The 25,168-nt window shown below is 45.1% G+C and carries 23 protein-coding genes; 13 read left to right on the forward strand and 10 right to left on the reverse strand.

Annotated features, from left to right (window positions below; translation table 11 throughout):
• Positions 1–34: 34 nt before the first annotated feature.
• The gene (locus tag CL55_RS09255) at positions 35–874 is read right to left on the reverse strand and encodes a class II aldolase/adducin family protein (RefSeq protein WP_046331292.1); all 840 of its coding nucleotides are present in this window, start codon (positions 872–874) and stop codon (positions 35–37) included.
• A 148-nt stretch (positions 875–1,022) separates the two neighbouring features.
• On the opposite strand from CL55_RS09255, the gene CL55_RS09260 reads away from it, so the two are divergent.
• Together CL55_RS09260 and CL55_RS09265 are read left to right on the forward strand one after the other, a co-directional pair.
• Positions 1,023–1,919: a LysR substrate-binding domain-containing protein gene (locus CL55_RS09260; RefSeq protein ID WP_237150497.1), complete on the forward strand. Its 897-nt coding sequence runs from the start codon at positions 1,023–1,025 to the stop codon at positions 1,917–1,919.
• Entirely contained in the window at positions 1,916–2,767 is an 852-nt protein-coding gene (locus tag CL55_RS09265) for a DMT family transporter (RefSeq protein WP_052728818.1), read from the forward strand. Before CL55_RS09260 ends, CL55_RS09265 begins: the two co-directional genes overlap by 4 nt.
• A 3-nt stretch (positions 2,768–2,770) precedes the next feature.
• Here CL55_RS09265 and CL55_RS09270 read toward each other — a convergent pair whose 3' ends face one another.
• The 3 genes from CL55_RS09270 to CL55_RS09280 all read right to left on the reverse strand — a co-directional run bounded on the left by CL55_RS09270 (position 2,771) and on the right by CL55_RS09280 (position 5,977).
• Positions 2,771–4,108: an NAD(P)H-dependent oxidoreductase gene (locus CL55_RS09270; RefSeq protein WP_046330825.1), complete on the reverse strand. Its 1,338-nt coding sequence runs from the start codon at positions 4,106–4,108 to the stop codon at positions 2,771–2,773.
• 91 nt (positions 4,109–4,199) lie between these two features.
• Complete coding sequence (locus CL55_RS09275) at positions 4,200–4,724, reverse strand: gamma carbonic anhydrase family protein (protein ID WP_046330826.1); 525 nt, start codon at positions 4,722–4,724, stop codon at positions 4,200–4,202.
• Between the two features lie 35 nt (positions 4,725–4,759).
• Complete coding sequence (locus CL55_RS09280; RefSeq protein WP_418054928.1) at positions 4,760–5,977, reverse strand: ammonium transporter; 1,218 nt, start codon at positions 5,975–5,977, stop codon at positions 4,760–4,762.
• Between the two features lie 122 nt (positions 5,978–6,099).
• Between CL55_RS09280 and CL55_RS09285 the strand changes: the two genes are divergently transcribed.
• Together CL55_RS09285 and CL55_RS09290 are read left to right on the forward strand one after the other, a co-directional pair.
• The gene (locus tag CL55_RS09285; protein ID WP_046330827.1) at positions 6,100–6,462 is read left to right on the forward strand and encodes a Rap1a/Tai family immunity protein; all 363 of its coding nucleotides are present in this window, start codon (positions 6,100–6,102) and stop codon (positions 6,460–6,462) included.
• Between the two features lie 55 nt (positions 6,463–6,517).
• A complete protein-coding gene (locus tag CL55_RS09290) occupies positions 6,518–6,805 on the forward strand; it encodes a membrane lipoprotein lipid attachment site-containing protein (protein WP_046330828.1) in 288 nt (95 codons plus the stop codon).
• 102 nt (positions 6,806–6,907) lie between these two features.
• Here CL55_RS09290 and htpG read toward each other — a convergent pair whose 3' ends face one another.
• Together htpG and CL55_RS09300 are read right to left on the reverse strand one after the other, a co-directional pair.
• A complete protein-coding gene (gene htpG, locus CL55_RS09295; protein ID WP_046330829.1) occupies positions 6,908–8,809 on the reverse strand; it encodes a molecular chaperone HtpG in 1,902 nt (633 codons plus the stop codon).
• An 83-nt stretch (positions 8,810–8,892) separates the two neighbouring features.
• Positions 8,893–9,303: a rhodanese-like domain-containing protein gene (locus tag CL55_RS09300; protein ID WP_046330830.1), complete on the reverse strand. Its 411-nt coding sequence runs from the start codon at positions 9,301–9,303 to the stop codon at positions 8,893–8,895.
• 81 nt (positions 9,304–9,384) lie between these two features.
• Between CL55_RS09300 and CL55_RS09305 the strand changes: the two genes are divergently transcribed.
• From CL55_RS09305 to CL55_RS09345, 9 genes are read left to right on the forward strand one after another with little or no spacing between them, the layout of a single operon-like run.
• Positions 9,385–10,647, forward strand: a complete 1,263-nt coding sequence (locus CL55_RS09305; RefSeq protein ID WP_046330831.1) for a putative Na+/H+ antiporter — start codon at positions 9,385–9,387, stop codon at positions 10,645–10,647.
• Between the two features lie 57 nt (positions 10,648–10,704).
• Positions 10,705–12,063, forward strand: coding sequence for a tRNA (N6-isopentenyl adenosine(37)-C2)-methylthiotransferase MiaB (gene miaB, locus CL55_RS09310; protein WP_046330832.1), 1,359 nt, complete (start codon positions 10,705–10,707; stop codon positions 12,061–12,063).
• 1 nt (position 12,064) lies between these two features.
• Positions 12,065–12,541, forward strand: a complete 477-nt coding sequence (gene ybeY / locus CL55_RS09315; RefSeq protein ID WP_046330833.1) for an rRNA maturation RNase YbeY — start codon at positions 12,065–12,067, stop codon at positions 12,539–12,541.
• A 56-nt stretch (positions 12,542–12,597) separates the two neighbouring features.
• A complete protein-coding gene (locus CL55_RS09320; RefSeq protein WP_046330834.1) occupies positions 12,598–13,437 on the forward strand; it encodes an HlyC/CorC family transporter in 840 nt (279 codons plus the stop codon).
• An 8-nt stretch (positions 13,438–13,445) separates the two neighbouring features.
• Positions 13,446–14,972 carry an apolipoprotein N-acyltransferase gene (lnt, locus tag CL55_RS09325; protein ID WP_237150498.1) on the forward strand — a complete coding sequence of 509 codons (1,527 nt, stop codon included), beginning with the start codon at positions 13,446–13,448 and terminating at the stop codon, positions 14,970–14,972.
• A 60-nt stretch (positions 14,973–15,032) separates the two neighbouring features.
• Positions 15,033–15,917, forward strand: a complete 885-nt coding sequence (gene glyQ / locus CL55_RS09330; protein WP_046330835.1) for a glycine--tRNA ligase subunit alpha — start codon at positions 15,033–15,035, stop codon at positions 15,915–15,917.
• Positions 15,918–15,933: 16 nt separating this feature from the next.
• Complete coding sequence (gene glyS / locus CL55_RS09335) at positions 15,934–18,072, forward strand: glycine--tRNA ligase subunit beta (RefSeq protein WP_046330836.1); 2,139 nt, start codon at positions 15,934–15,936, stop codon at positions 18,070–18,072.
• On the forward strand, positions 18,069–18,641 hold the full coding sequence (gene gmhB, locus CL55_RS09340; protein ID WP_046330837.1) for a D-glycero-beta-D-manno-heptose 1,7-bisphosphate 7-phosphatase: 573 nt from the start codon (positions 18,069–18,071) through the stop codon (positions 18,639–18,641). The genes glyS and gmhB overlap by 4 nt, the downstream gene beginning before the upstream one ends.
• Positions 18,642–18,648: 7 nt before the next feature.
• Positions 18,649–19,383, forward strand: coding sequence for a lysophospholipid acyltransferase family protein (locus tag CL55_RS09345; protein WP_046330838.1), 735 nt, complete (start codon positions 18,649–18,651; stop codon positions 19,381–19,383).
• 10 nt (positions 19,384–19,393) lie between these two features.
• On the opposite strand, the gene rsmA is transcribed toward CL55_RS09345, so the two are convergent.
• From rsmA to CL55_RS09365, 4 genes are read right to left on the reverse strand one after another with little or no spacing between them, the layout of a single operon-like run.
• Positions 19,394–20,173, reverse strand: coding sequence for a 16S rRNA (adenine(1518)-N(6)/adenine(1519)-N(6))-dimethyltransferase RsmA (gene rsmA, locus CL55_RS09350; RefSeq protein WP_046330839.1), 780 nt, complete (start codon positions 20,171–20,173; stop codon positions 19,394–19,396).
• A complete protein-coding gene (pdxA, locus tag CL55_RS09355; protein ID WP_046330840.1) occupies positions 20,170–21,198 on the reverse strand; it encodes a 4-hydroxythreonine-4-phosphate dehydrogenase PdxA in 1,029 nt (342 codons plus the stop codon). Before pdxA ends, rsmA begins: the two co-directional genes overlap by 4 nt.
• Entirely contained in the window at positions 21,173–22,621 is a 1,449-nt protein-coding gene (locus CL55_RS09360; RefSeq protein WP_046330841.1) for a peptidylprolyl isomerase, read from the reverse strand. Before CL55_RS09360 ends, pdxA begins: the two co-directional genes overlap by 26 nt.
• Positions 22,618–25,152 carry an LPS-assembly protein LptD gene (locus tag CL55_RS09365; protein ID WP_046330842.1) on the reverse strand — a complete coding sequence of 845 codons (2,535 nt, stop codon included), beginning with the start codon at positions 25,150–25,152 and terminating at the stop codon, positions 22,618–22,620. Before CL55_RS09365 ends, CL55_RS09360 begins: the two co-directional genes overlap by 4 nt.
• Between the last annotated feature and the right edge of the window lie 16 nt (positions 25,153–25,168).

Consider the following 25,168-nt stretch of genomic DNA (forward strand, 5'->3'; position numbering starts at 1 on the left):
TATTGATTAACTAGCTATAGCTAAAAATATTCATTTACTTAAACATATCCGGCTGGTTTTCTTTCAGATAACCCCAGATTGGCTGGAAGTGTAACCAACCAATATACTCACTGCCCACGTGCTCACGGCTGTAACGCGCAGTTTCAGGCGATAACAACACAGGCTTAATGCCTGTTGCCTCAACTAACATTTGCTGTTTGCAGCAACGCTCTAAGGCTATAAACCAGAACGCTGCAGCCTCAATACTATGACGACTTACTGTTAACAAGCCATGATTGCGGTGAATAATCGCTTTCACTTTTTTTAATGAGCCTGCTACGTTGTAGCCTGAATTATCCTCAACAGCTACTTGACCAGCTTGTTCCGCTAAAACCATGTGGTCCTCAAAGAATGCTGCGGCATCTTGAGAGATTGGATCTAGTGGTTTACCTAGTGCTGCAAATGCTGTTCCATAGACTGTATGGGCATGACACATAGCCACGATATCAGGATGCTTTTCATGAACTGCTGCGTGCAATACAAATCCAGCACGATTCAATGCATGTTTACCTTCCAAGATATTGCCTTCATGATCCGCCAAGATTAAGTTTGAAACTTTTACTTGATCAAAATGCACGGCCATTGGATTGGTCCAATACAAATTCGGATGCTCTGGATCACGAACTGTTAGATGTCCCGCAAATCCATAATCGAATTTTTCTAGGGCAAATGCTCTGCATGCAGCAACCAATCGCTCCTTGAGATGCTGGCGCTCCTCAGCAAAGCTTTTGAATTTTGGCTGGTAAGGAAAAATCTGGGATTTGTCCTCAGGTTGATAAATGGACTCTCTGTCGCCCAAGTTCAATTTACGCTCTTTCTCCATTACCGCAGCCATGTAAATTCCTTTTTTAAAATTAAGCAGATTTGATGTTTTGAGCATACTCAAAACTTAACTAAGCCTTCATCATCAGCCTTCCAGAAGGTTTTGACAAACGATAAGTATTCATGAATAGATGAATAGAAATCATGTATATTATATTTACATGAGAAAATTACCAAATTATGTTCTTTTGCGGGCTTTTGAGGCGGCTGCACGCCTTGAGAGCTTCACCTTGGCTGCTAAGGAACTACACCTCACTCAATCAGCCATTAGCCATCAAATTAGAGAGCTCGAAGACTATTTCGGTAAACCACTATTTCTCAGAAAGAACCGCAAAGTAGAACCAACGGCCGAAGGGCGCCGTTTTTTAGAGTCACTTTCCAGGGTGTTTGATGTCATTGAAGCGGCATGCAATGAGGTGACACTCGCTCCAAGCTCACAAGTTCTTGCTCTGCACTGTTCGCCTAGTTTTGCTGCTAAGTGGCTCAGCCCAAGGCTACCGGAGTTCATTAAAAACAATCCTGATATTACTATTCGACTAACTTCTGGAGCCGAGCCTATTGATCTTTTGCGCAATCAAGAAATTGATATTGCCATCTCCTATCAATCAACTCATGAGGGTCCTGGGATTTCATCTCTATCTCTAGGTGAAGAAAAAATTATGCCGCTGTGTTCGCCAGACTTAATTGATCCTAAAATTTCAGTAGAAGAGTTAATGAGCAAGTTGACCCTCATCGAGTCATCCCTGAATCACCATACTTGGGAGCGGTGGTTTGAAATTAATCAACTTAAAAATCCCTCAAGCCGAAAGATGTCATTTGATCGTGCAGCCCTATCAGTATCAGCCGCTGTGGACGGCATAGGGGCGGTACTTGAGAGCGTTCGGTTTGCTGAAAGAGAGCTCTCACGAGGTGAGTTAGTTGAACTCGGCAAAGGAATCTTTTTACCCACCACCGATAGAACTCATTTTCTATCCTATCGTTCGAATACTAAGAATAGTCAAAAGATAAAGCTCTTCAAAGAATGGATATGCATTAAGGCTGGAGTCTGTACGGAGTGAAATCGCCAGTCTTTCTTTTTATTCTCAGTGGAATCTGCTTTTCTACAGTAGATGTCATCGCTAAGATTCTGGTCCAGGATACTAATCTCATCGCTGTAGTGTGGTCTCGATTTTTTGGTCAATTATTACTTGCAGCTCCGATAGCTTGGTATTTTCTAGGGAAAAATTTCTGGCGTACTCAAAATTTAGGTCTGCAACTCTTTCGCTCTTGCTTACTTGTCGCAACTGCAGCCTTATTTTTTGCAGGGCTTAATTGGCTGCCTCTAGCTGAGGCGTCAGCAATTACATTCACCGCTCCAATTTGGGTGGCAATTCTATCCGGTCCTATATTAGGTGAGCGCGTGGGACTAAAAGATTGGTTGGTTGCTGCAATAGGATTCATGGGCATCCTCTTCATTGCCAGACCAGGCTCGGCAATTTTTCATTTAGCCGCGCTACTACTTGTTCTCATGGCATTTCTCAATGCTATCTTTCAGCTATCCACTAGAAAATTAGTTGAAGACTCGGAATACACCACTTTCTTTTATAGCGGCATCGTTGGGCTTGTGATCTCTACTTTATTACTACCAATTGCGGCCCCACTTCCCTCGTTACCTGCATATGAATATGCATTATTTGGTTTGATAGGCTTATTTGGCGGAATTGCCCATCTATTGGTTGTGCTGGCGTTCTATAAAATGCGGCCCTACAAACTAACCCCTTTGGTTTTCATACAGCTGATCTGGGCGGTTGCTTATGGCTACCTGATTTTTGGTGAACTACCCGATGGCCTAAGCGTAGTTGGCATGATTCTGATTACCTCTTCAGGGATCTGGCTAATCTGGAACCATCGCAAAGTATCTACCTAAGACCTAAGCGAATACTTTTTCCATTTCGCGTCGAAATTGAATGGCTTGCTGAGTAGCATCGTAATCCACGTCACTCCAGCACACTGGCTTCCCAACTAGAATATCTTTATTGAGAATCATGTTGTGTGCCAAGCCAATTGGAAGCGCTCCGAGCTTTAATGAATCCGCAGCCGTCATGAGTTTTCCATAAACAGTAAAGCCACCCTCTCCATCTAATTTCTCACCAGCCTTCAGAGTGCGCTTAGCAGTAGCAACAACATCGCCCTTCCAATCGCCAGTTGCACCAGTAGCCTCTCCTCGGACTGCAATACTTGCAACCGAGATGCCTAGCTCCAAACCTATTAAGTGATATGGCTTATACATCGCTGCATATTTTCCAGTGCTGTCTGTTTTAAGGCCGTATTGCTCAAAGCAATCAATAACATATTGACTAGGCGCCTCAAATACTGCAAAAACACCCCAACGCAAATCTCTAAATACTGGGCGACCATCTCTCTCCACTGAAGACACCACTTCGACAGTACCTTTTTGCTTCAGAATGCCACCTTCAGATACGGGACGGAAGATATACGGCAAGTCATCAACCCCACAAGGCGGGAACTCTAAACCGTTACTCGGAGGAGTTAGATTGCAGGCATTCGATACTGCAGCCATTTCCAGTGCAGATTTTGTCCCGTCCAAAAATGAATTAAACATTTGTGCATTGAAGTCACCACCAGCAACTTGTTCCTCAGAAAATCCATAATGTCCCCACACAGTATCGGGAGTGGCCTGATGATAGATAGGTAAATATTTAGTACCTTTACCTGCACACACCACTTCTAAGCCAATCGTCTTTGCCCAGTCCACTAATTCGGCGATGAGTGCTGGCTGATCTCCAGAAGCCATCGAGTAGATCACACCAGCCTCTGCCGCCTTACGTGCTAGCAAAGGGCCTGCCAATACATCTGCCTCAACGTTAACCATGATGATGTGCTTGCGATGATCAAAACAAAGTAGAGCATGACGAATACCGGCTGCTGGACTCCCTGTGGAATCGATCACGATATCGATGTGCTCACTAGCTATCATTTTTTCTGCATCGTCAGTCACGAAGGTGGCGCCTGACTTAGCGGCATCCTGTAATGAGGAAGCGCTATAACGAGGGGCATCCCAACCTACCCGAGCAAGCGATTCTTTTGCACGAGCAGGAGATAAATCAGCGACCGCAACCAAATGAATTCCTGGGGTACGCGGCGCCTGCGAAAGATACATGGATCCGAACTTACCAGCCCCAATAATCCCCACACGCACGGGATTGTTGTTAGCTGCGCGTGCTTTGAGCTTTTGAATAAGGGACATCTAAACCTCTCCAGAAAATTTGGTAATTCTTAATGACTATCATGGCGACCAATATGCCTTTTGTAGGCAGAGGTTAATGAGTAGTCGATGATTAAGCGATTTTCTTCAGCGTCTTAGTGTAATGCTCTGCATTAACGACGTAGCGTCTAGCAATATCTTCGATGCCAGCAATTTGCTCTGGAGTCAGCGTCTTCACTGCTTTAGCAGGCGAACCTAAAATCATCGAGCCGTCAGGAAATTCTTTACCCTCAGTGACTAATGCTCCGGCACCCACTAAACAGTTCTTACCAATTTTGGCGCCATTCAAAATCACGGCACCAATACCAATCAAACTGCCATCACCAATTTGACAGCCGTGGAGCATCACTTGATGTCCAACGGTAACGTGTTTACCAAGGATGAGGGGATAACCAGGATCAGTATGCAAGATAGATGCATCTTGCACATTACTGCCCTCGCCAATTTGTATCAGATCGTTATCGCCACGGATCACTACCTTGGGCCATATGCTCGTATTTTGATGAAGCTCGACCCTACCGATGACTTCTGCACTCTCGGCAACCCAAGCTCCATCGTCTAAGCGGGGAGCATTTCCATCTAGTTCAAATATAGCCATGTCTCATTATAAGTAATGGCTATATTTAATACAGCCTACCAGTTGGACTCGCGATCAGGAGAAGAGGAAATCCGGTGAATACTTAAATCAGCACCTTCGTACTCGTCTTCTTGTGACATCCGTATACCTAAAACAGCTTTTAGCAATCCATAGACCACAAAACCACTGACGAGTGCAATTCCAACCCCTAAACTAGTTCCGATCAACTGTCCTAAGAAAGTCACTCCACCAAGACCACCCAGTGCTTTTGCCCCAAAAATACCCGCAGCCAAACCACCCCATAAACCACATAAACCGTGAAGCGGCCAGACGCCCAACACATCGTCGATCTTCCAGCGGTTTTGCACCAAGGTAAACATGTATACAAAGAGAGCGCCAGCAATTAAGCCAACTACCAAAGCGCCCATCGGGTGCATTAGATCCGACCCAGCACAAACAGCTACTAAGCCAGCTAATGGCCCGTTATAAGTAAAGCCCGGATCATTGCGACCAATTACCCATGCAGCTAAAGTACCGCCAACCATTGCCATAAGAGAGTTCATGGCCACTAAGCCACTGACTTTATCAATAGTCTGAGCACTCATGACGTTAAACCCAAACCAACCTACCGCCAGAATCCAAGCACCCAATGCCAAGAATGGAATGCTAGATGGTGGATGCGCAGCTACATTGCCATCCTTGGTGTAGCGACCGCGACGGGCGCCCAAGAGAATAATGGCTGGTAATGCAATCCAACCACCCACTGCATGGACTACAACCGATCCCGCAAAGTCATGAAACTCTTCACCAGTCAATGCCTTGATCCACGCTTGAATACCGTAATGCTGATTCCAAGTAATGCCCTCGAAAAAAGGGTAAATAAAACCCACCAGAATAAAAGTCGCAATCAGTTGAGGATTGAACTTCGCACGCTCCGCAATACCGCCAGAGATAATGGCTGGAATAGCAGCAGCAAACGTCAGCAAGAAAAAGAATTTGACGAGTTCATAGCCATTTTTCTCAGCCAAAATTTCGGCACCAGAGAAAAAGTCAACGCCGTAAGCAATGCTGTAGCCAATAAAGAAATAGGCAATGGTTGACACTGCAAAGTCCACCAAGATTTTGACCAAAGCATTTACTTGATTTTTTTTACGTACCGTGCCGAGCTCAAGAAATGCAAATCCTGCATGCATAGCCAAGACCATAATTGCGCCGAGCAAAATAAATAAGACATCACTGCCTGATTTCAAAGTTTCCACCGAAATAACCCCCATGTTTTTTGCATCATTATGGGGAATATTGATACTGAATTAGGCTATTAATGCACTTATTTAGTGCAATTTAATACCCTCTCTATGGTTTATTATTAAATTTACATACATCCAAGGGAGAACCCGTGAAAAAAGTTTTAATTCTATTGGCCGCCTTAGGCGCATTTTCTAGCTTAGCTCAGGCCCAAGAAAAAATTCAGGTGCTAAGCACCCAAGAACTCGTCAATACTTGCAAAACACCCGCAAGCCCAGAATCTCGTAGTTTTTGCGTAGGCTATACAACAGCTATTTACGATACTTATTTGGCTACACGCCACCCACAGCGCGCCAAGCCATATATTTGCGTAAAGCAACCAGCGCCGTCTCGTGACGAAGTGATTGGTGATTTTGTGAAATTTGGCCAAACCAATCAACAGACCGCTGACAAGCCAGCAGCAGGTGTTTTCTTGGGCTTTTTGGCATCACGCTTTCCTTGCGCCAAAAAATAATCTAAGCCACCAAGTTATTGAGCCAATTTAATCTATAGACAAAGGAACAGTTGATATGAAAAAAATTATCGCTATTACTACCGCAACCCTAGCAATCGCAGGTTGCTCCAACATGAGCAACACAGAACAACGTACTTTATCTGGCGCTAGTATTGGTGCTGCGGCCGGTGCAGTTGGTACAGCTATTTTCCACGGCAATCCAATCTGGGGTGCAGTCGGTGGCGCAGCAGTTGGTGCGGCTTCTGGTTACGTATACGATGCCTACAAAAAAGAGCAGGCTTCTGAGTACAACTCTGGATATAACGCAGGCAAAAGCAATCAACCCGCTAAAGCTCCCCAATAATACTTAGCCAGCTTTACAGGCTAGATTCAATTCTAGTTGCAGCAAAACAAAAAACCCGACTTGCATACAGCAGGCCGGGTTTTTCTTTAGGACTTCAGCGACCTATGAAAGTAATAGCTGATTAATACGCTTTACATAAGCGGCTGGATCATTTAATTGGCCACCCTCTGCCAAGAGCGCTTGATCAAACAAAACCTGAGTCCATTGATCAAAGTGCTGATCATCTGACTTCAACTTTAGGAGCAAGGGATGCTCAGGATTAATCTCCAAAATTGGTTTGGTATCTGGCGCTTGCTGGCCTGCCGCTTTTAGCATTCGTAATAAATTTCCAGATAACTCGTTCTCATCAGAGACTAAACATGCTGGAGAATCAGTCAAGCGGAATGTCACACGTACATCCTTCACCTTGTCTTCCAAGGCGGCCTTCATACGATCGATCAAGTCCTTGAAATTCTTCTCAGTTTCTTCATGCTCTTTCTTTTCCTTCTCGTCACTTAAGTTGCCAAGATCTAGACCACCTTTTGCTACCGAGGTCATGTGCTTGCCATCAAACTCAGTGAAGAAAGAGAGCATCCACTCATCTACTCGATCGGAGAGCAATAGAACCTCAACACCTTTCTTACGGAAGATCTCTAAATGCGGACTATTTTTTGCGGCATTAAAGGTATCGCCAGTGACGTAATAAATCTTGTCTTGACCCTCTTTCATCCGAGAAACATATTCAGCCAAAGAAACAGTTTGATCTGCAGAGTCGGTTTGCGTACTTGCAAAACGCAAGAGCTTTAAGATGCGGTCTTGATTTGCTTGATCCTCACCAACACCCTCTTTAAGCACTTGTCCAAACTGAGTCCAGAAGGTGCGGTACTTTTCTTTCTTGGCCTCATCATCGCTGTTTGCTAGATCCTCTAGCATGCTCAGCACACGCTTAGTGGAGCTTTCGCGAATGATTTTGACATCACGTGATTCCTGCAAAATTTCACGGGAGACATTCAAAGGCAGATCTGTGGAATCAATCACGCCAGTGACAAAGCGCAGATACATCGGCATTAACTGCTCGGCCTCATCCATGATGAATACCCGCTTCACATACAACTTAATACCGCCACGCTTATTGCGATCCCACAAATCAAATGGTGCACGTGCAGGTACATACAGTAGTTGCGTAAATTCACTGCGGCCCTCAACTCTATTAAGGGAGTGGCATAAGGGATTTTCGTAATCATGAGACAAGTGCTTATAGAACTCGTCATACTGCTCTTGAGTAATCTCCGATTTGGAGCGTGCCCACAAAGCACTAGATTGATTAATGCTCTCAAGCTCATCTTTAATGACTTGCTCTTTTTTATCTGCATCCCACTCTTCTTTATTCATCTGAATCGGCAAAGAGATGTGATCAGAGTACTTTCGAATAATTGACTTGAGCTTGTGCGTGGAAAGGAAATCATCCTCACCTTCACGTAAATACATCGTGATCGAAGTCCCACGCTGTGGGCGATCAATACTTTCTACTGTAAATTCACCTGAACCATCAGACTCCCAGCAAACTCCATCCGCAGCTGGCAGGCCTGCTCGACGCGTCTCCACCGTAATGCGGTCAGCCACGATAAAAGCTGAGTAAAAGCCCACACCAAACTGACCAATTAAAGCAGCATCTTTTTGTTGATCGCCAGAGAGCTTGGAGAAAAACTCTTTCGTGCCAGAGCGAGCAATAGTTCCCAAATTAGAAATCACTTCATCGCGACTCATGCCAATACCGTTATCCGAAATGGTGACAGTTCTAGCAGCCTTATCAAAACTAACCTTAATCTTGAGATCAGGATCGTCACCATACCAATCAGGATGCTCGATACCCTCAAAGCGGAGCTTATCTGACGCATCAGATGCATTCGAGATCAACTCACGGAGAAAAATTTCCTTGTTGGAATACAAGGAATGAATCATTAGTTGTAAAAGTTGCTTTACCTCGGCCTGAAAGCCTAAGGTTTCTTTGCTGGCTACAGTCATGCGAATATCCTTTTAATCAATAAACATAGCCTTTAGTAAATGGGGGCTATTTAATATATTTCAAGGTCCATACCGCCAGAAATTTAACTCTGGCGTGGCTTTGAATGTTTCTCCGCTATGGGTAATTCAGCTTTTTTCCAGGCACTAAAGCCGCCCTCCAGATGACATACGCCTGGAACTCCCATTTTTTGGAGGGTTTCTGTTGCTAGAGCGGATCGCCACGCAGATGCGCAATAGAGTACTAAACGCTTGCCTTCTCCAAAAACCGGCTTGTAATAAGGGCTTTCTGGATCAACCCAAAATTCCAGCATGCCACGCGGTGCATGAATTGCATTTGGAATCATTCCGTCGCGCTCTAACTCTCTCACATCCCGAATATCTACAAATACTGTGTTTTGATCATCTAGAAATTGTTGCGCTTGCTCTAAGGGCACAGTCTCAATTTGAGCCATCGCATTGGCAATTAATTCTTGATAGCCTAATTTCAATTTCATCAAAATCTCCTAAATTGCTAATAGTTTTACTAAGTTAGTTTTGCACCTATTTTGACAGGCTCGCCCTGATAATATGTAGCTATGAACTTTACCCCTACCGAGCTTGGCGCAAGCATCATTTTTGCAATCGCAGTGCTACATACATTTTGCACTTCGTATTTTGAAGCACTTGCTAAAAAATCTCCGAAGCACGCTGGCTTATGGCATCTCCTTGGTGAAGTAGAAATCGTCTTTGGTTTTTGGGCGGCCATTCTGATTATTTTTATGTGGCTCGCTAATGATCTCACCACAGCAAAAGAGTACGCTAACAAACGAAACTTCACTGAGCCCCTATTTGTTTTTGCCATTATGGTGGTCGCTGGTAGCAAACCAATTTTGCATTTTGCAACTCAGCTTCTACACAAGCTCGGCAAGATAATTCAGCTCGTCTTGCATACCAAGCAAGCTCCGACGCTATATTTTTTGACCCTGAGCATCACACCTTTGTTGGGCTCGCTGATTACTGAGCCTGCAGCCATGACGCTGGCAGCATTCTTATTACGTGACCTAGTCTATCGCCATAAATGCTCGACCCCACTGCTATTCGGTACTCTGGGCGTGCTGTTCGTCAATATTTCGATCGGTGGCACGCTGACTAACTTCGCCGCACCACCAGTGCTCATGGTGGCATCTACCTGGGGCTGGAGTAGCGCTTTCATGTTTGCCAATTTTGGTCTTGAAGCAATGATCGCTATTTTTATCAACGCAACAATCGTAACGCTGCTGTTTCATAAGCAGTTAATTGAGCCTACAAGCAAAGCGGACCAGGTTCGCATTCCGCTCACCATTACAGCTATTCATTTACTCTTTTTGCTGGGTATCGTAGCTTTTGCACATGATCCAGTGATCTTTATGTGGCTATTACTTTTTTTCATCGGCTACACCACTGCTTACCCAAAACATCAAAACCCGCTCATCTTGCGCGAAGCTTTACTAGTAGGTTTCTTCTTGGGTGGATTGGTCGTCTTGGGCGGACTACAAGGCTGGTGGTTACAACCCATTCTGGAAACGATGAGCCCTACCGCAGTGTTTTATGGAAGTTTGGCATTAACAGCAATTACCGATAATGCAGCGCTCACCTATTTAGGCTCATTAGTTGAGGGTACTTCTCCAGAATTTAAGTTAGCCTTAGTTGGCGGCGCAGTTGCAGGCGGTGGCCTCACCGTCATTGCCAATGCCCCCAACCCTGCTGGATTAGCTATTTTGCGTAGTTACTTCCCTAATGCAGCCGTTTCGGCAGGCTTATTATTTGTGGCCGCCATTCCACCAACCATTGTTGCGATTGTGGCCTTACGTCTGCTCTAAGCGACTTATCCCGTAAAATCTCAGCTTCGCCCCCAGCTATAAACCTGAGAACGGCATATGAAAAAGCTCTATATCAAAACCTTTGGCTGTCAAATGAACGAGTATGACTCGGGCAAGATGGCCGACCTCCTACATGCCAATGAAGGCATGGTCATGACTGATACCCCTGAAGATGCAGATGTGGTTCTATTGAACACGTGCTCAATTCGTGAAAAAGCGGAAGACAAGGTATTTTCTGACTTAGGGCGGCTGCGTGAGCTCAAGAAAACCAAACCTGATTTATTGATTGGTGTTGGTGGTTGCGTTGCCAGCCAAGAGGGTCAACAAATTATTAGCAGAGCTCCCTATGTAGATGTAGTCTTTGGTCCGCAAACTCTACATCGCTTGTCTGATCTCATTACACAACGTCGCGAAACTGGTAGGCCTCAGGTTGACATCTCTTTTCCAGAAATAGAAAAGTTTGATCATCTACCCGCTTCTCGTCAAACGCGCGGCTCGGCTTATGTTTCCATTATGGAAGGCTGCTCAAAATACTGCAGCTACTGCGTGGTTCCTTACACTCGCGGCGAAGAAGTATCGCGTCCCTTTGACGACGTATTGACAGAAGTAGCTGGGCTTGCAGCCCAAGGCGTAAAAGAAATTGTTTTACTCGGTCAAAACGTCAATGCATATCTTGGCAAAATGGGTGAGTCGGAGGAGGTCGCTGACTTTGCGTTGTTGATCGAATACATTGCAGAAATTCCGGGTGTTGAAAGAATTCGTTTTACTACTAGCCACCCAAAAGAATTTACCCAGCGCTTGATTGATGTTTACGCAAAAGTTCCTAAGCTGGTGAGCCACTTACATCTTCCAGTGCAACACGCATCCGACTCCGTTTTATCTGCAATGAAACGTGGTTACACCGCCCTAGAATATAAAAGTATTATTCGCAAGATACGCGCTGTGAGGCCCGACCTGACTCTCTCTAGTGACTTTATTGTGGGCTTTCCTGGCGAGACGGATGAAGACTTTGCAAAACTACTCAAAATGGTTGAAGAGCTCCATTTTGATAATAGCTTTTGCTTTATCTTCAGCGCACGTCCAGGTACACCTGCGGCCAATCTAAGTGATGACACCTCTTACGAGGTCAAACTCAAGCGACTACAAACCTTACTTGCCCTTGTTGAGTCACAAGCAAATCAGATTAGTAAAGATATGCTAGGTAATACTGAACGAGTTCTGGTTGAAGGCTTAGCAAAGGATGGAGTGAACCTGCAAGGTCGCGCTAACAATAACCGAGTCATTCACTTTACTGCGCCTGATTCAGATATCGAATCACTGATTGGTCAAATGGTAGACATCCGTATTACTGAAGTACTGAATTACACGCTTCGAGGCGATCTCATCAGCGAGCTTACTTCTACCCACGTCCATTAAGATGACAACTAAGCAATCATCACCCTCTAAATTAGAGATAGATATTCAGTTTGCTAGCACTGCAATTGAGGAAAAAGTTTTGGCGATTGCTTCTCAAGCAGCAATCAAAAAATGGGTAAAAGCTGCAATTGGACTGAATGGCCTAATCACCTTACGCTTTGTTAATGCAGCGGAAGGGAAAAAACTGAATTTTGCCTTTCGTAATAAAGACTATGCGACTAATGTCCTTACCTTTTCATACGAGCTCAGTAAAAAGACTTTGACTGCCGATATTATTTTTTGCCTTCCCGTGATTCAAAAAGAAGCCTCGGAACAAAGTAAGACTACAAAAGCCCACTTAGCCCATTTGATCATTCATGGTTGCCTGCATGCCCAAGGCCTTGAGCATGAAAGTGCTACAGAAGCAAAGAAAATGGAAGGTAAGGAAATAGCCCTCCTATCAACTTTGGGCTTTGCCAACCCCTACGCAGCCATTTAAGACATCCTAATTGCCTCCATCATTGAATTTACTTATTTCTGCGATATTCTTGACATATGCCTGACCCCAATAAATCCCTTTTAGAACGCTTGGCCGATTTTTTAACGCCACAGCCAACCAGCCCCGCAGAACGTCGTCAAGAACTGATTGACACTCTCAGAGAAGCTCAGACAGAGGGCTTAATTGATGCAGATGCACTCTCCATGATTGAGGGAGTATTCCAAGTAGGTCAATTATGCGCGCGCGATATTTTGATTCCTAGAGCGCAGATTGACTGGATTGACATTAGCCAGCCTTTATCAGAAATTATCAAGAGCGTGATTACTGCCGCTCACTCACGCTTTCCAGTATTTGAAGGTACTCGCGACAATGTCATCGGCACCTTGTTAGCAAAAGATTTGTTGCGTCACTCCTCTGAAAAAGATTTTCAGGTGCGTGATTGGTTACGTCCTGCCGTATTTATTCCTGAATCTAAACGCTTAAGCGTGTTGCTACGCGACTTCAAAGATAACCGTAATCACTTAGCTATTGTCGTGGATGAATACAGCAGTGTTGCAGGCGTCATTACGATTGAAGATGTGCTTGAACAAATTGTTGGCGACATTGAAGATGAGCATGACATTGATGAAGAGGCAGATAATCTCATCTCCTTAGACAATGGTGATATTCGCGTAAAAGGTATTACCGAGCTCGAACAATTTAACGAGACTCTGGGTACGCAATTTGAAGTTGAAGATATTGAAACGGTTGCCGGTTTAGTCATTCAGCATCTTGGTCGAGTGCCAAAGATGGGTGAACTGATTGAAATTGACGGGGTTGAATTTGAGGTTCAGCGCGCCGATCCAAGACAGATTCATATTCTGCTTGCACGACAACTCCCCAAAAAGCCCGACTAAGGATTGCTTTGATTGATCGGCTACTGCCAAGGCTTAGCGGTTATATCGGCCATCTGAAGTTATTTGTTCTTGGTGCAATACTGGCAGGTGTTGCGGAACTGCCCTTAGGTGGATGGATTCAGATTCCGATCCTCGGCATCATTTGGTGGCAAATTACAAAGTATCAAACTGCTTCTTTCAGGAGTATATTTTTCCTAGGGATGTCATTTGGCCTTGGCTACTTCGTACTAGGGCTTTGGTGGATCTTTATTAGTTTGCATGACATCGGCGGAATGAATGTCATGCTCTCCAGCACTGCAGTTTTCCTATTGGCTGGCCTACTAGCCATTTTCTTTTCTTGCGCCTCACTCACACTACATTTTTCAAAAGGGCTATTTTTACCAAGTCTTCTACTGGCATCAAGCTGGGTGGCGATAGAATATTTGCGCGGCATACTCTTTACCGGCTTTCCTTGGATGGGTCTAGGGGAAACACAAGTCTATGGTCCTTTTGCATCAGTCGCCCCATTTCTAGGTGGACTGGGGTGCACGTTTTTTACAGTATTGGTATCTCGGCAGTTAACCTTTTTGAGGTCCTACTTTAAAGCTAGTTCAATTTCTGTGATGTCTCTCATCGTACTGAGCCAACTATTGAGCTTCTGGTCCTTTACGAAGCCTACCGGCGAGCCTCTGACTGTAGAGCTCATTCAGGGAAACATTGCTCAAAGCTTAATCTTCAAACCAGAGGGTATGCTGCAACAAATTGCGTTTTATAAATCTGCAATGCTAGATTCGCAAGCAGACTTGGTAGTGTCTCCAGAAACAGCCTTGCCATGGCCTGAGACCAATTTACCTACAGGCACCTTAGAGGATCTGCAGGAATTTGCAATCAACAATAAGCGTTTCCTTTTATTTGGCATCTTGGGGCGACACTTTAATCCCGCAGATGGAAGAGAATTCTCCAATAGAGCAATTGGCTTTAGTCCAAGTAATCCACCTTATCGTTACGATAAATCGCATCTGGTTCCTTTCGGAGAATTTATTCCCCCAGGATTTCGTTGGTTTGTAAATGCATTTAGCGTGCCCTTAAGTGATTTTTCTCGAGGATCTCAAAACCAATCCTTGTTCTTGATTAACAGAGAGGGGCAGTCGCCACTCTATGCGGCAATCACTATTTGCTATGAAGATGTATTTGGTGATGAGCTAGCTACACGTTTACGTAACAGCAAAGAATCGGCCAACCTCTTTATCAATATGACAAACCTTGCTTGGTTCGGGGATTCTCAAGCACCAAAACAACAATTGCGACTTTCACAATTACGCTCCCTAGAAACGGGTCTTCCTGCATTACGAGCAACCAATACTGGAATCACGGCAGTACTTGGTCCAGATGGCAAAATTTTGGCAGAACTTCCCAAGTTCACCCAAGGTATCTTAAGGACCAGTATTCAAGCCTACTCCGGCATAACTCCTTATGTGCTTTGGGGAAACGCGCCCATTTTGAGCCTTTCTGGCCTCTTACTCCTGCTGGGTCTGATTCGCCAAAAACGAATCTAAGTGCAATTTCCTAGTTCGCTAGCTTAGCCATGTAAAATCAAAGGCTTAGCCAGGTAAATCATGCTTACTTTTCAGCAAATCATTCTCAAACTCCAAGATTACTGGGACCAACAAGGTTGTGCCCTATTGCAACCTATTGACCTTGAGGTCGGTGCCGGCACATCTCATACAGCTACTTTCTTGAGGGCAATTGGCCCTGAGCCATGGAAAGCAGCTTACGTCCAACCCTCGCGTAGACCTAAAGATGGTCGGTACGGAGAAAATCCGAACCGCTTGCAGCATTACTACCAGTACCAAGTAGTACTGAAGCCTGCCCCAGAAAATATTCTTGAGCTCTACTTAGGATCGCTTGCAGCCTTAGGTCTTGATCTTCAAAAGAACGATGTACGTTTTGTTGAAGATGACTGGGAAAATCCAACCTTGGGCGCATGGGGCTTGGGCTGGGAAGTTTGGCTTAACGGCATGGAAGTAACTCAATTCACCTATTTCCAGCAGGTTGGCGGTATTGACTGCAAACCCGTTTTAGGCGAAATCACCTACGGCATTGAGCGCTTGGCAATGTATATCCAAAATTGCTCCAACGTATACGACCTCGTTTGGGCAGAGGGCATCTCTTATGGCGATGTGTATCACCAAAATGAAGTAGAGCAGTCTTGCTATAACTTTGAACATTCCAACACCGACCTCTTATTTGCAAACTTCACCAACTATGAAAGTGAAGCGAAGCGTTTGATGGAAGTACCATTAGCCTTGCCGGCTTATGAAATGGTACTCAAGGCTGGGCATACCTTTAACTTACTGGATGCCCGTGGCGCTATCTCGGTTACCGAGCGTGCAGCCTATATCGGACGTATCCGCAATCTTTCTCGTGCAGTAGCGCAGGCTTACTTCGAATCTCGTGAGAAATTAGGATTTCCGATGTGCCAACGTCAATCCAAAGCCTAAGTAGCTCAATCAAATTATGAGTACACAGAATTTCCTCTCTAAATCAGACAACCTTCTGATTGAGTTGTTTACTGAAGAGCTTCCACCAAAATCATTACGCCGCTTAGGCGATGCTTTTAGTGAGGGTGTTTATTCAACCCTAAAAACTGCAGGACTCTTGAGTGACAACTCTCTTGCTACTGGCTTCGCTACACCACGTCGCCTTGCCGTTCAAATTACCAATGTCTTAAGTCAAGCTCCAGACTATCCGGTACGTGAAAAATTACTACCGACCAGCATTGCTTTTGATGCTGATGGAAAGCCGACTGCACCACTGCAAAAAAAATTGGCCTCTTTGGGCTATGTAGATATCGACCTTTCCACCCTAGAAAAAGCGGGTGAAGGCAAGAATGAAGCACTGTATCTCAATGTCGTTGCCAAAGGGGCGGCATTAGAACAAACCGCTCAACAAGCACTTGAGCAAACGCTAAGTAAATTACCCATCGCCAAAATGATGCGCTATCAAGTGCTTCAAAAAAATGGTGAATTAGCAGATGTTGAGTTTGCGCGCCCAGCGCACCGCATCATTGCTCTACACGGTAAGCAAACATTGCATATCAGCGCACTAGGTATTGATGCAGAAAACGAAACCGAAGGACACCGCTTTCTGGCTCCAGGCGTCATTACAATTGACTCTGCAGATCAGTATGAGTCTGACCTCACCGCCAAAGCAAAAGTGTTACCAAGCTTTGATAAGCGCCATGAATTTATCAAATCTGCATTATTAAAAGCCGCTGGCACTGATTTAGTACTGATGCCAGATAGCCTCTTAGATGAAGTGACTGCCTTAGTGGAGTGGCCAGCAATTTATGAGTGTCACTTTGATCAAGAGTTCTTAGAGGTTCCACAAGAATGCTTGATTCTGACAATGCAAACCAATCAAAAATACTTTGCACTGACTGATCAGCAAGGTAAGTTACGTAATCGCTTCTTGATCGTTTCTAATATTGAAACCGATAAGCCAGAAGCAATTATTTCTGGCAATGAACGTGTAGTGCGTCCACGACTTTCCGATGCACGCTTCTTCTTCCAACAAGATCAAAAGCGTCCACTGGCATCTCGCGTAGCTGATCTAGGAAAAGTGGTTTATCACAATCAGCTCGGCAACCAATTGGATCGCACCAAGCGTGTTCAAGGTATTGCTGTTGGCATTGCAAAAACTTTATCAGCCAATGAAACGCTGGCTAGCCGTGCTGCTGAGATTGCTAAAACGGATTTATTAACCGATATGGTTGGTGAGTTCCCAGAACTCCAAGGCATCATGGGCCGTTACTACGCCACGCATGATGGTGAAAATCCTGAAGTAGCCTCTGCCTGTAGCGAGCATTACATGCCTCGCTTTGCGGGTGATGCATTACCCCAAACGCAGACCGGCACTATCTTAGCGATTGCCGACAAGCTAGAAACTCTTGTTGGCATTTGGGGTGTTGGCCTTGCACCAACTGGTGATAAAGACCCCTATGCCCTGCGTCGTCATGCTCTCGGAATTTGCCGGCTCTTGCTAGAGAAAAATCTCAGCCTGAGTCTGCCTGAATTAATTGAGCTAGCACGCAAACAATTTCCGCAAAAAGATGTTCAAGAAAAGGTGAAGGCTGAAGATATTTATGCCTTCATCATTGATCGACTGCGTGCTTACTTGCGCGATCAGGCTGTTGCTGGCAAGCCATTCACTACCGAAGAAATTGATGCGGTATTGAGTCAATCACCTGCGCAACTGAATGACTTGATAGATCGCTTAACTGCATTGCGTGAATTCAATGCCTTAGCAGAAGCTGCTCAGTTAGCCGCTGCCAACAAGCGTATCAGCAATATCCTGAAAAAAAATGCCACTGCTATTCCTGGAACATGCTCAAGCAAGCTCTTACAAGTTCCCGCTGAAATAGCTCTATACGAAGCACTTAAGAAAATTACTCCAACACTGACTACTACCTATGAGCAACGTCAGTTTGTGGATCTACTAAAAGCATTGGTAGCTTTAAGCACCCCAATCGATCAATTCTTTGCCGATGTCATGGTGATGGACCCAAATCCAGAGCTGCGTGATAACCGCCTAGCCCTCCTGCACCAACTCCACCAGAAAATGAATCTCATTGCCGACCTCGGCAAATTAGCATGAGCATCAGCTCCTCCAAACTGATCATTCTTGATCGCGATGGCGTGATTAATGAAGATCGTGATGATTATGTGAAGTCGAGTGATGAGTGGATTCCGCTACCAGGCAGCCTTGAAGCGATCGCACTACTCAATCAAGCGGGCTATCAAATCGCTGTGGCAACTAATCAATCTGGGTTAGCGCGAGGCTATTTCAATATCAATGATCTACATGCAATGCATGGCAAGATGGAGAAGTTGCTCAAACCCTTAGGTGGTCATATCGATAGTATTTTCTTTTGCCCGCATACCGATGCCAACGCATGCGATTGTCGTAAGCCTCTACCCGGGATGATGAAAGAGATAGCGTTACGTTACAAGAAAAATCAGAGTGTCACGCCTTTATTGGGTGTACCGATTGTGGGCGACTCCTTGCGTGACTTGCAGGCAGGAGTTGCATTGGGTGCTAGTCCGCATTTAGTATTAACCGGCAAAGGTAGTAAAACCCTGGATAAAGGTGGCCTCCCAGAGGGAACACAGATTCATGCGGATTTGATGGCATTTGCTACTGCACTCTTAAAAGATCAGGTTTAATGCCAATATGACTTTTATTCGCTCAGCCTTATTCACCCTATTTTTGCTGATATTCACGCCAATCTGGTCAGTGCTTTGCATCCTCGTTTTTCCATTCCTCAATCCAGAGAATCGCTATCGCTTTATTGGGCTGTGGAATAAGGTCGTCATCTGGATTTTGCAGCCTCTCTGCGGAATTCGTTACGAGATTCGTGGGATGGAAAACATGATGGCGGTTTTGGATAAGCCTGTTGTTGTTCTTAGCAAGCATCAGTCTGCGTACGAAACTATTTTCTATATCGCCCTACTTCCCAAACAGGTTTGCTTTGTTTTCAAAAGGGAGTTACTTTGGATCCCTTTCTTTGGCTGGGCTTTGGCTTTACTCAAGATGATTCATATCAATCGCAACAGCAAAGAAACTGCCGCCATCTCTGTTGTTGGTCAAGGGAAAAAACGCTTAAGTGAAGGTAAATGGATTTTGTTGTTTCCAGAGGGGACCAGAACGCCCACCGGATCTCATAAGCCCTACAGTAAAGGTGGCGCAAGGTTAGCGAGTGCTACTGAGGCTTTGGTTATTCCGATTGCCCACAATGCTGGTCGTTGCTGGCCTAAGAATAGTTTTCTAAAGCAAGCAGGCACAGTGATCTTTTCCATCGGCCCTGCCATTCCCTCTACTGGAAAAACAGGTGGGCAGCTTCATCAAGAAGTAGAAAAATGGATTGAAGCTGAAATGCGAGTAATTGATCCTACTGCTTATGAGTAAAACGATGTTTTTAGTGGGCTAAAGTTTTGGCCCACTCAATATAGCGCTCCACCGGAATATCCTGAGCACGCGCTTTTAATTCTGACTCAGATAAAGATAATCGATCAGCAAAGGTTGATAAGTTCGTACGCAGCATTTTTCTTCTTTGAGAGAATGCTGCGGCTACTACTTTTTCCAAAGCATGCCACTGCGCATCACTTAATCTGAAGTCTCTTCGCGGAATCATACGCACCACAGCAGAGTTAACCTTAGGCTGAGGATCAAATGCTTCAGGGGGAACCTCTAAGACTTGCTCCATATCGTAGCGCGCTTGCAGCATCACAGAAAGCCGACTAAATTCAGATCCACCAGCCTTAGATACCATTCGCTCAACCACTTCAGCTTGCAGCATAAATACCTGCTCATCAATTGCGTGGGCGGCAGAAACAAGATGAAAGAGCAATGGAGAGGAAATGTTGTAAGGCAAGTTACCAACCACCTTACACAAACCACTATTGGCTGGACGTGCATTTGCCCATTCCAGGAAATCAAACTTGAGGGCATCTCCCTCAATCACATTCAGACTCTGGAGATTCTCTTGATTCCAGTAAGCCACCAAATCTCGGTCAATCTCCAAAAGATCTAGGTGCTCTAAGTTACTCAATAAAGGCCTTGTTAATGCGCCAAGGCCAGGGCCAATCTCAATCACGTGCATATTTTCACTGGGATTAATTGCTGCAACTATGGAATAGATTACTCCGGAGTCCTGCAAAAAGTTTTGACCAAATCGTTTACGAGCTTGATGGGTCATCTTGATAGATTCTTTGCGTTCTTTATATTTACCGCTAATTGATAGGCGAGTCGCAAAGCCTCTAACATGCTGCCGGGATCTGCGATACCTTTTCCAGCAATATCTAGCGCAGTACCATGATCCACTGAAGTGCGAATAATCGGTAGGCCTAGGGTGACATTCACGCCACCACCAAAACTGACAAACTTAAATGGCGCTAGACCTTGATCGTGATACATCGCAATAAACGCATCCACGCTATCTAAAGCCTTAGCATCAAACATCGTATCCCCTGGATAAGGTCCACTTATTTGAATACCCAAATCTTTCGCAGCCTCGATCGCCGGAAGAATGACATCAATTTCTTCGCGCCCTAGATAACCAGATTCACCCGCATGTGGATTGAGCCCCGCTAACCGAATGACAGGTTTAGCGATGCCAAATTTTGCCCTCAGATCCCGATCGACAATCTGAATGGTTTCCAGAACATACTGTTGGTTAAGTGCACCTGGAACCTCCCTCAAAGGCAGATGGGTTGTAACCAAGGCCACCCGAAGGTCACTACTTTTATGCAAGCCTAAAAGGCCAGCCGGTAGTGACGCGCACAACATCATGACAACATGATCTTGATGGCAAAGCTTTGCTAGGTATTCCGTATGTCCAGTAAATAAATCCTCATTTGAAGTATTGCCTTGGTTGATCACACTCTTTTGTATTGGGGCAGTCACCATGGCATCAAAACGACCATCGAAACAGCCCTTAACCGCAGCATCCAGAATACTCAGAACATATTGTGCATTGGCAGGATTTAATTGACCCGCAGTTGTTGGAGAAGCTAGTGCAATAGACTCCAACTTAAAACGATTTGATAGTTCTTCAGGGATCTCAGTGGCTGAAAATAAGCTGCAATCGCCAAGCAAAGTAATTGTGCTTGCAGTCTGCTCTTGCAAGAAGGCTAATGCAGCTGCAATAGAGACCTCTGGACCAACCCCTGCAGGCTCTCCAGAGCTAATAACGAGATTAACGGGGGCTGGCTGCTGGATCATCTGCGTTAATGATCTTCACCGTAGCGGTGTCGCGTAACTCACGTAGCCAATCTTGATAAGCCTGATCAAACTTACGCTCACGAATGGCTTCGCGAGCGAATTGGCGCTGCTTCTCTAAAGTCAATTGTGCTTTACGACGCTCGAGCACCTGAATTAAATGCCAGCCAAATTCAGTCTTTACTGGATTACTAACTTCATCTATTTGCAAGCGATTCATTGCTTGATCAAACTCTGGAACTAAATCACCAGGACCCATCCAACCTAAATTACCTCCATTGGCAGCAGATCCATCTTCAGAATATTTTTTAGCTAAATCACCAAAATCAGCAGTTTTTGCACGAACCTGATCACGGTAACCCGCTAGGCGTCTTTCAGCATCTTGGTCTGTCAAGCCCGCACGACTACGCAACAAAATATGGCGCGATAAAGTCTGCGTCACCATAATATTTTGTGGGGTGATGGCACTCTCTTGAGGGGCAGCTTGTTGTTGCTCAGGAGCGCCAGCAACTAGCGCTCGACGATCTAAAACCTTCAGAACGTGATAGCCAGCAGGGCTCTTGACTACAGCATTCGCAACTTGTCCACTACCTGTATTTCTGATGGCCTCATAAAACAATTGCGGCAGGCGATCTGGGGTACGGTAGCCCAAATCTTGAAACTTAATTTTTGGATTGTCTTTTGCAGCCATTGCGCCCAACTGCAAGAAATCTACATCACCACGCGCTTCACGCAACAGGAGTTCTGCCTTCTTCTTTGCCTCAGCCTGAGTGCCAGCACCAGCATTGGCATCTGCAGGAATAAAAATCTGCGCAACGTCGATCTCTTCTGGCTCACCTTTTACAGCTGGGGTCGAGCGTACGGACTTTCCTCCACCAGCTACCTCACGATTGCGATCAGAAATAAAGTTATCTACCTCCGCATCGGAAATCTTAATCTTGCCCTCAACCTCCCGCTCACGATAACGACTGATAATCACATCATCACGCAACATTTGGCGATAGCGGTCATAAGTACTTCCAGTAGTGGCAATTTTTACTTTTAACTCTGCAAGTGTTAACTTATTCTTGGCAGCAATATCACCAATAATCTGATCCAACTCTTTATTGCTGACCGTAACACCTTCTTGCTCCGCATTTTGTAATTGAATTTTTTCAAGGATGAGGCGCTCAAGCACCGTCTTGCGCAACGCGGCTGCATCAGGAAGCTTACCTCCCTGCTTTTGTAGGGCAACGATCCGATCATCAATTTCTTTACGTGTCACGTAGCCTGTATTCACAACTGCCGCAACACCATCAATATTCCGAATTTTGCTATCAGCTGAAATCTTTGAACCATCTTGCGCAAACGCAAGCTGAGGTAGCAATGCAAGGCCAGTCAAAATTGTGGCTACAAGTGCTTGATTAAATCGATTCCTACGCATCATTGATAGTTCTCATAAATTGAAGGTGGTATAGGCTTGGAAGTAGGCATATATCCAGGAACATTTAGTTTCATGATATCAACTGGTAGACTACCAGCGCTACCAAATCCCCTAAATTCTATTTGGAATAAAATTTGGGTAGTAGTTAGTTGAGACGTATTAAGTATTTGTGAGTAGGCAGTGCGCAAAGTCCAACAATCACGTATCCACTCCAAAGCCATCAGCGTATTCTGTGTTTTGGTTGTTAAGGCATCATAACCCCAGCGACCCAATATTGAAACCTCTCGAGTTAAAGGCCATTGCCCTGAAACATTGTATTGATCAGTAGTGGTTGCTGAGGGGACAAAAGCTTGGTTATTCTGAACGGATGCTTGTGTTGGTGGGGTCCAAACATTTCGATAGCCAAAATTCAAGCTTCTTCCAGGAGTAGGTCGCCAACTACCACCTACCGTTGTTTGAACTAAGCGATTGAGTTGCGTGTTGTATTGTCCGAATACATCTGTACTGAAGTTGCCAAGCAGACGAACTGAAGCAGAGCCCAATGTGTCTGAATAGGTTGTGGGATTGGCGATAGTGCCATTGAGGCCCACTTTCTGCCCGGTAAAGGCTTGACGTTGTGCAAGGGTAACGTTGGCTCGTTCTGCGCCTGTATTGGCCTCAATCATGCGGCTGGTAATACCACCCGTTAATTTATTGTTATCAGCAATACGGTCATTACCAACGAAAGTATTTTCACCAAAAATTTGAGTTACACCAAAACCGGCATCCGCCGTATCAAATAAAGGGGTTTGAGCCTGACTCTCAAATGGCGTGTAAACATAAAAAGCTCTTGGCTCCATTGTGAGCAACATATCGCGCCCAAAAAAGCCTTTTAATTCAGCTGCATCTCTTTCTAATGCCAGCCCTGAATCCAAGCTGAATGTCGGAATAGTGAAGCCTTGTGCGGCTGGCGCGCCCACAGGGTTGTATGGTGTTACGTTATAAGTGTTTGACTGAAAACTCATTTTCGGAGTGATGTAGTAACCAGGCGTAATCTGGGGCAGGGCCAAAGCCCCCTTAATCACCGTTCGATCAGCTTGGCTATAAGCACCCGGAGCAGTTGCTGCCAAATTACCACCAATGTTATAGGCAAAACGCGTGAAATCGGTTGAAAAAGTCGTTGCAGGACCCGTGGGTAAAGTAATGTACTTTCCACTTGCATCAGCAACTGCTGGTGTTAAACGATTGTTATAAGCAGCTATGACATTCGGTAAAATATTGTATGGAGACTGCAAAGTCACCGTAGGATCAGGTTGCAAAGTCTGGAAAGTCATCGCCCTTGCGGAAACAGTCCAGTTGCTTAAGCTTCCGGTTAAATTTTTGGTGGTGCCAACCTCTTGACGAAACTGATTTGTCACTGCACCAGCAATGCTTTGTGAAAAGTCAGTTGGATACCGATTATCTGAAACACGCGCAACATTGGCATAACCAGCCCAAGCGCCAGTATTTGGAACTCCATCCTTACCTAACAAGTCGCCGCTAAAGTTTTGCCTCTGCTGCCACTCGTATCGCCAACGGTCAGTGCCAGTCTTACGATCGTATGGAAGATAGTCACCCATCAAGTTACCAGAGTACTGTTTATCCAAAAACTGATACTTGGCACCCAACTGAACTCCTCGCTGACCCATTACTCTCGGCTGTAAAAGCAAGTCACGATTAGGCGCAATATTGACATAGTAAGGCTGCGTTATGTCAATGCCGTTATTGGAGTTATAGCCAGCTACTGGCGCCAAGACTCCTGAACGACGCTGATTAGAGGTTGGCGCAGTAAAGTAAGGCGTATATGCAATGGGTACATCAAAGAATCGCATAACCCCGTGCGTACCGACCATTTCTTTTTGCTCGTTATCAATCTCAAACGTACTAGCTGTGAAATACCAATCTAAATTTTCTGGGGTGCAAGTTGTATAGGTGGCTTTATCAAATACAAACACATCAGCAGTTTGGATCGTCAATTTTTTTGCATTACCACTAGCTCGGTTATCTCGTAGCTCGTAATTAGGAGCTTCCATTTCTCCTTCACGTGCATCAACTCTAAAGCGCGCTTTAGGCCCCTTGAATACTGTATTACCTTTTGAGAATTCAGTATTACCAGATAAATTAGCTACATCAGAATCAGGGTCGTACTTAATTTCGTCTGCTTTAATAACTGCGCCATTTCGACGAATTTGTGCACGGCCTTTCAAGCGCATTTCGCGATCAACGATTCCGTCAATCGAATCACTAGAGGTAAATGTTAAAGCTTGCCCATCATTAATTGGTTTACCAACTCGCAATTGATCATCTAACTTTAGGACGGTGACATCACCACGATCAGGAATTAAAACGGAGTTCGCAGAACTCCCTAAAGACTGTGCGGAAGGAGGTAAAGGTGCGGGTGCCTGAGCGTGACTTACGAGTGCAAATTGCGACAATACAACCCCCATCATTAAACGCAGGGTAGCAGCTACAAAAAGAGGGGCGCAATGGCCAGCGCAAGGGCGATAATGACTCATAGATCCAGACCCGCCT

The sequence above is a fragment of the Polynucleobacter duraquae genome (assembly GCF_000973625.1).
Lineage (GTDB): Bacteria > Pseudomonadota > Gammaproteobacteria > Burkholderiales > Burkholderiaceae > Polynucleobacter > Polynucleobacter duraquae.

Coding starts and splice junctions, on each gene's coding strand:
- CL55_RS09305 (WP_046330831.1), top strand. CDS start 9,385: ATGAACTTTACCCCTACCGAGCTTGGCGCAAGCATCATTTTTGCAATC.
- miaB (WP_046330832.1), top strand. CDS start 10,705: ATGAAAAAGCTCTATATCAAAACCTTTGGCTGTCAAATGAACGAGTAT.
- CL55_RS09300 (WP_046330830.1), bottom strand. CDS start 9,303: ATGAAATTGAAATTAGGCTATCAAGAATTAATTGCCAATGCGATGGCT.
- CL55_RS09290 (WP_046330828.1), top strand. CDS start 6,518: ATGAAAAAAATTATCGCTATTACTACCGCAACCCTAGCAATCGCAGGT.
- CL55_RS09360 (WP_046330841.1), bottom strand. CDS start 22,621: ATGATGCGTAGGAATCGATTTAATCAAGCACTTGTAGCCACAATTTTG.
- CL55_RS09280 (WP_418054928.1), bottom strand. CDS start 5,977: ATGGGGGTTATTTCGGTGGAAACTTTGAAATCAGGCAGTGATGTCTTA.
- ybeY (WP_046330833.1), top strand. CDS start 12,065: ATGACAACTAAGCAATCATCACCCTCTAAATTAGAGATAGATATTCAG.
- gmhB (WP_046330837.1), top strand. CDS start 18,069: ATGAGCATCAGCTCCTCCAAACTGATCATTCTTGATCGCGATGGCGTG.
- pdxA (WP_046330840.1), bottom strand. CDS start 21,198: ATGATCCAGCAGCCAGCCCCCGTTAATCTCGTTATTAGCTCTGGAGAG.
- CL55_RS09255 (WP_046331292.1), bottom strand. CDS start 874: ATGGCTGCGGTAATGGAGAAAGAGCGTAAATTGAACTTGGGCGACAGA.
- htpG (WP_046330829.1), bottom strand. CDS start 8,809: ATGACTGTAGCCAGCAAAGAAACCTTAGGCTTTCAGGCCGAGGTAAAG.
- CL55_RS09275 (WP_046330826.1), bottom strand. CDS start 4,724: ATGGCTATATTTGAACTAGATGGAAATGCTCCCCGCTTAGACGATGGA.
- CL55_RS09260 (WP_237150497.1), top strand. CDS start 1,023: ATGAGAAAATTACCAAATTATGTTCTTTTGCGGGCTTTTGAGGCGGCT.
- glyS (WP_046330836.1), top strand. CDS start 15,934: ATGAGTACACAGAATTTCCTCTCTAAATCAGACAACCTTCTGATTGAG.
- CL55_RS09365 (WP_046330842.1), bottom strand. CDS start 25,152: ATGAGTCATTATCGCCCTTGCGCTGGCCATTGCGCCCCTCTTTTTGTA.
- rsmA (WP_046330839.1), bottom strand. CDS start 20,173: ATGACCCATCAAGCTCGTAAACGATTTGGTCAAAACTTTTTGCAGGAC.
- CL55_RS09270 (WP_046330825.1), bottom strand. CDS start 4,108: ATGTCCCTTATTCAAAAGCTCAAAGCACGCGCAGCTAACAACAATCCC.
- glyQ (WP_046330835.1), top strand. CDS start 15,033: ATGCTTACTTTTCAGCAAATCATTCTCAAACTCCAAGATTACTGGGAC.
- CL55_RS09320 (WP_046330834.1), top strand. CDS start 12,598: ATGCCTGACCCCAATAAATCCCTTTTAGAACGCTTGGCCGATTTTTTA.
- CL55_RS09345 (WP_046330838.1), top strand. CDS start 18,649: ATGACTTTTATTCGCTCAGCCTTATTCACCCTATTTTTGCTGATATTC.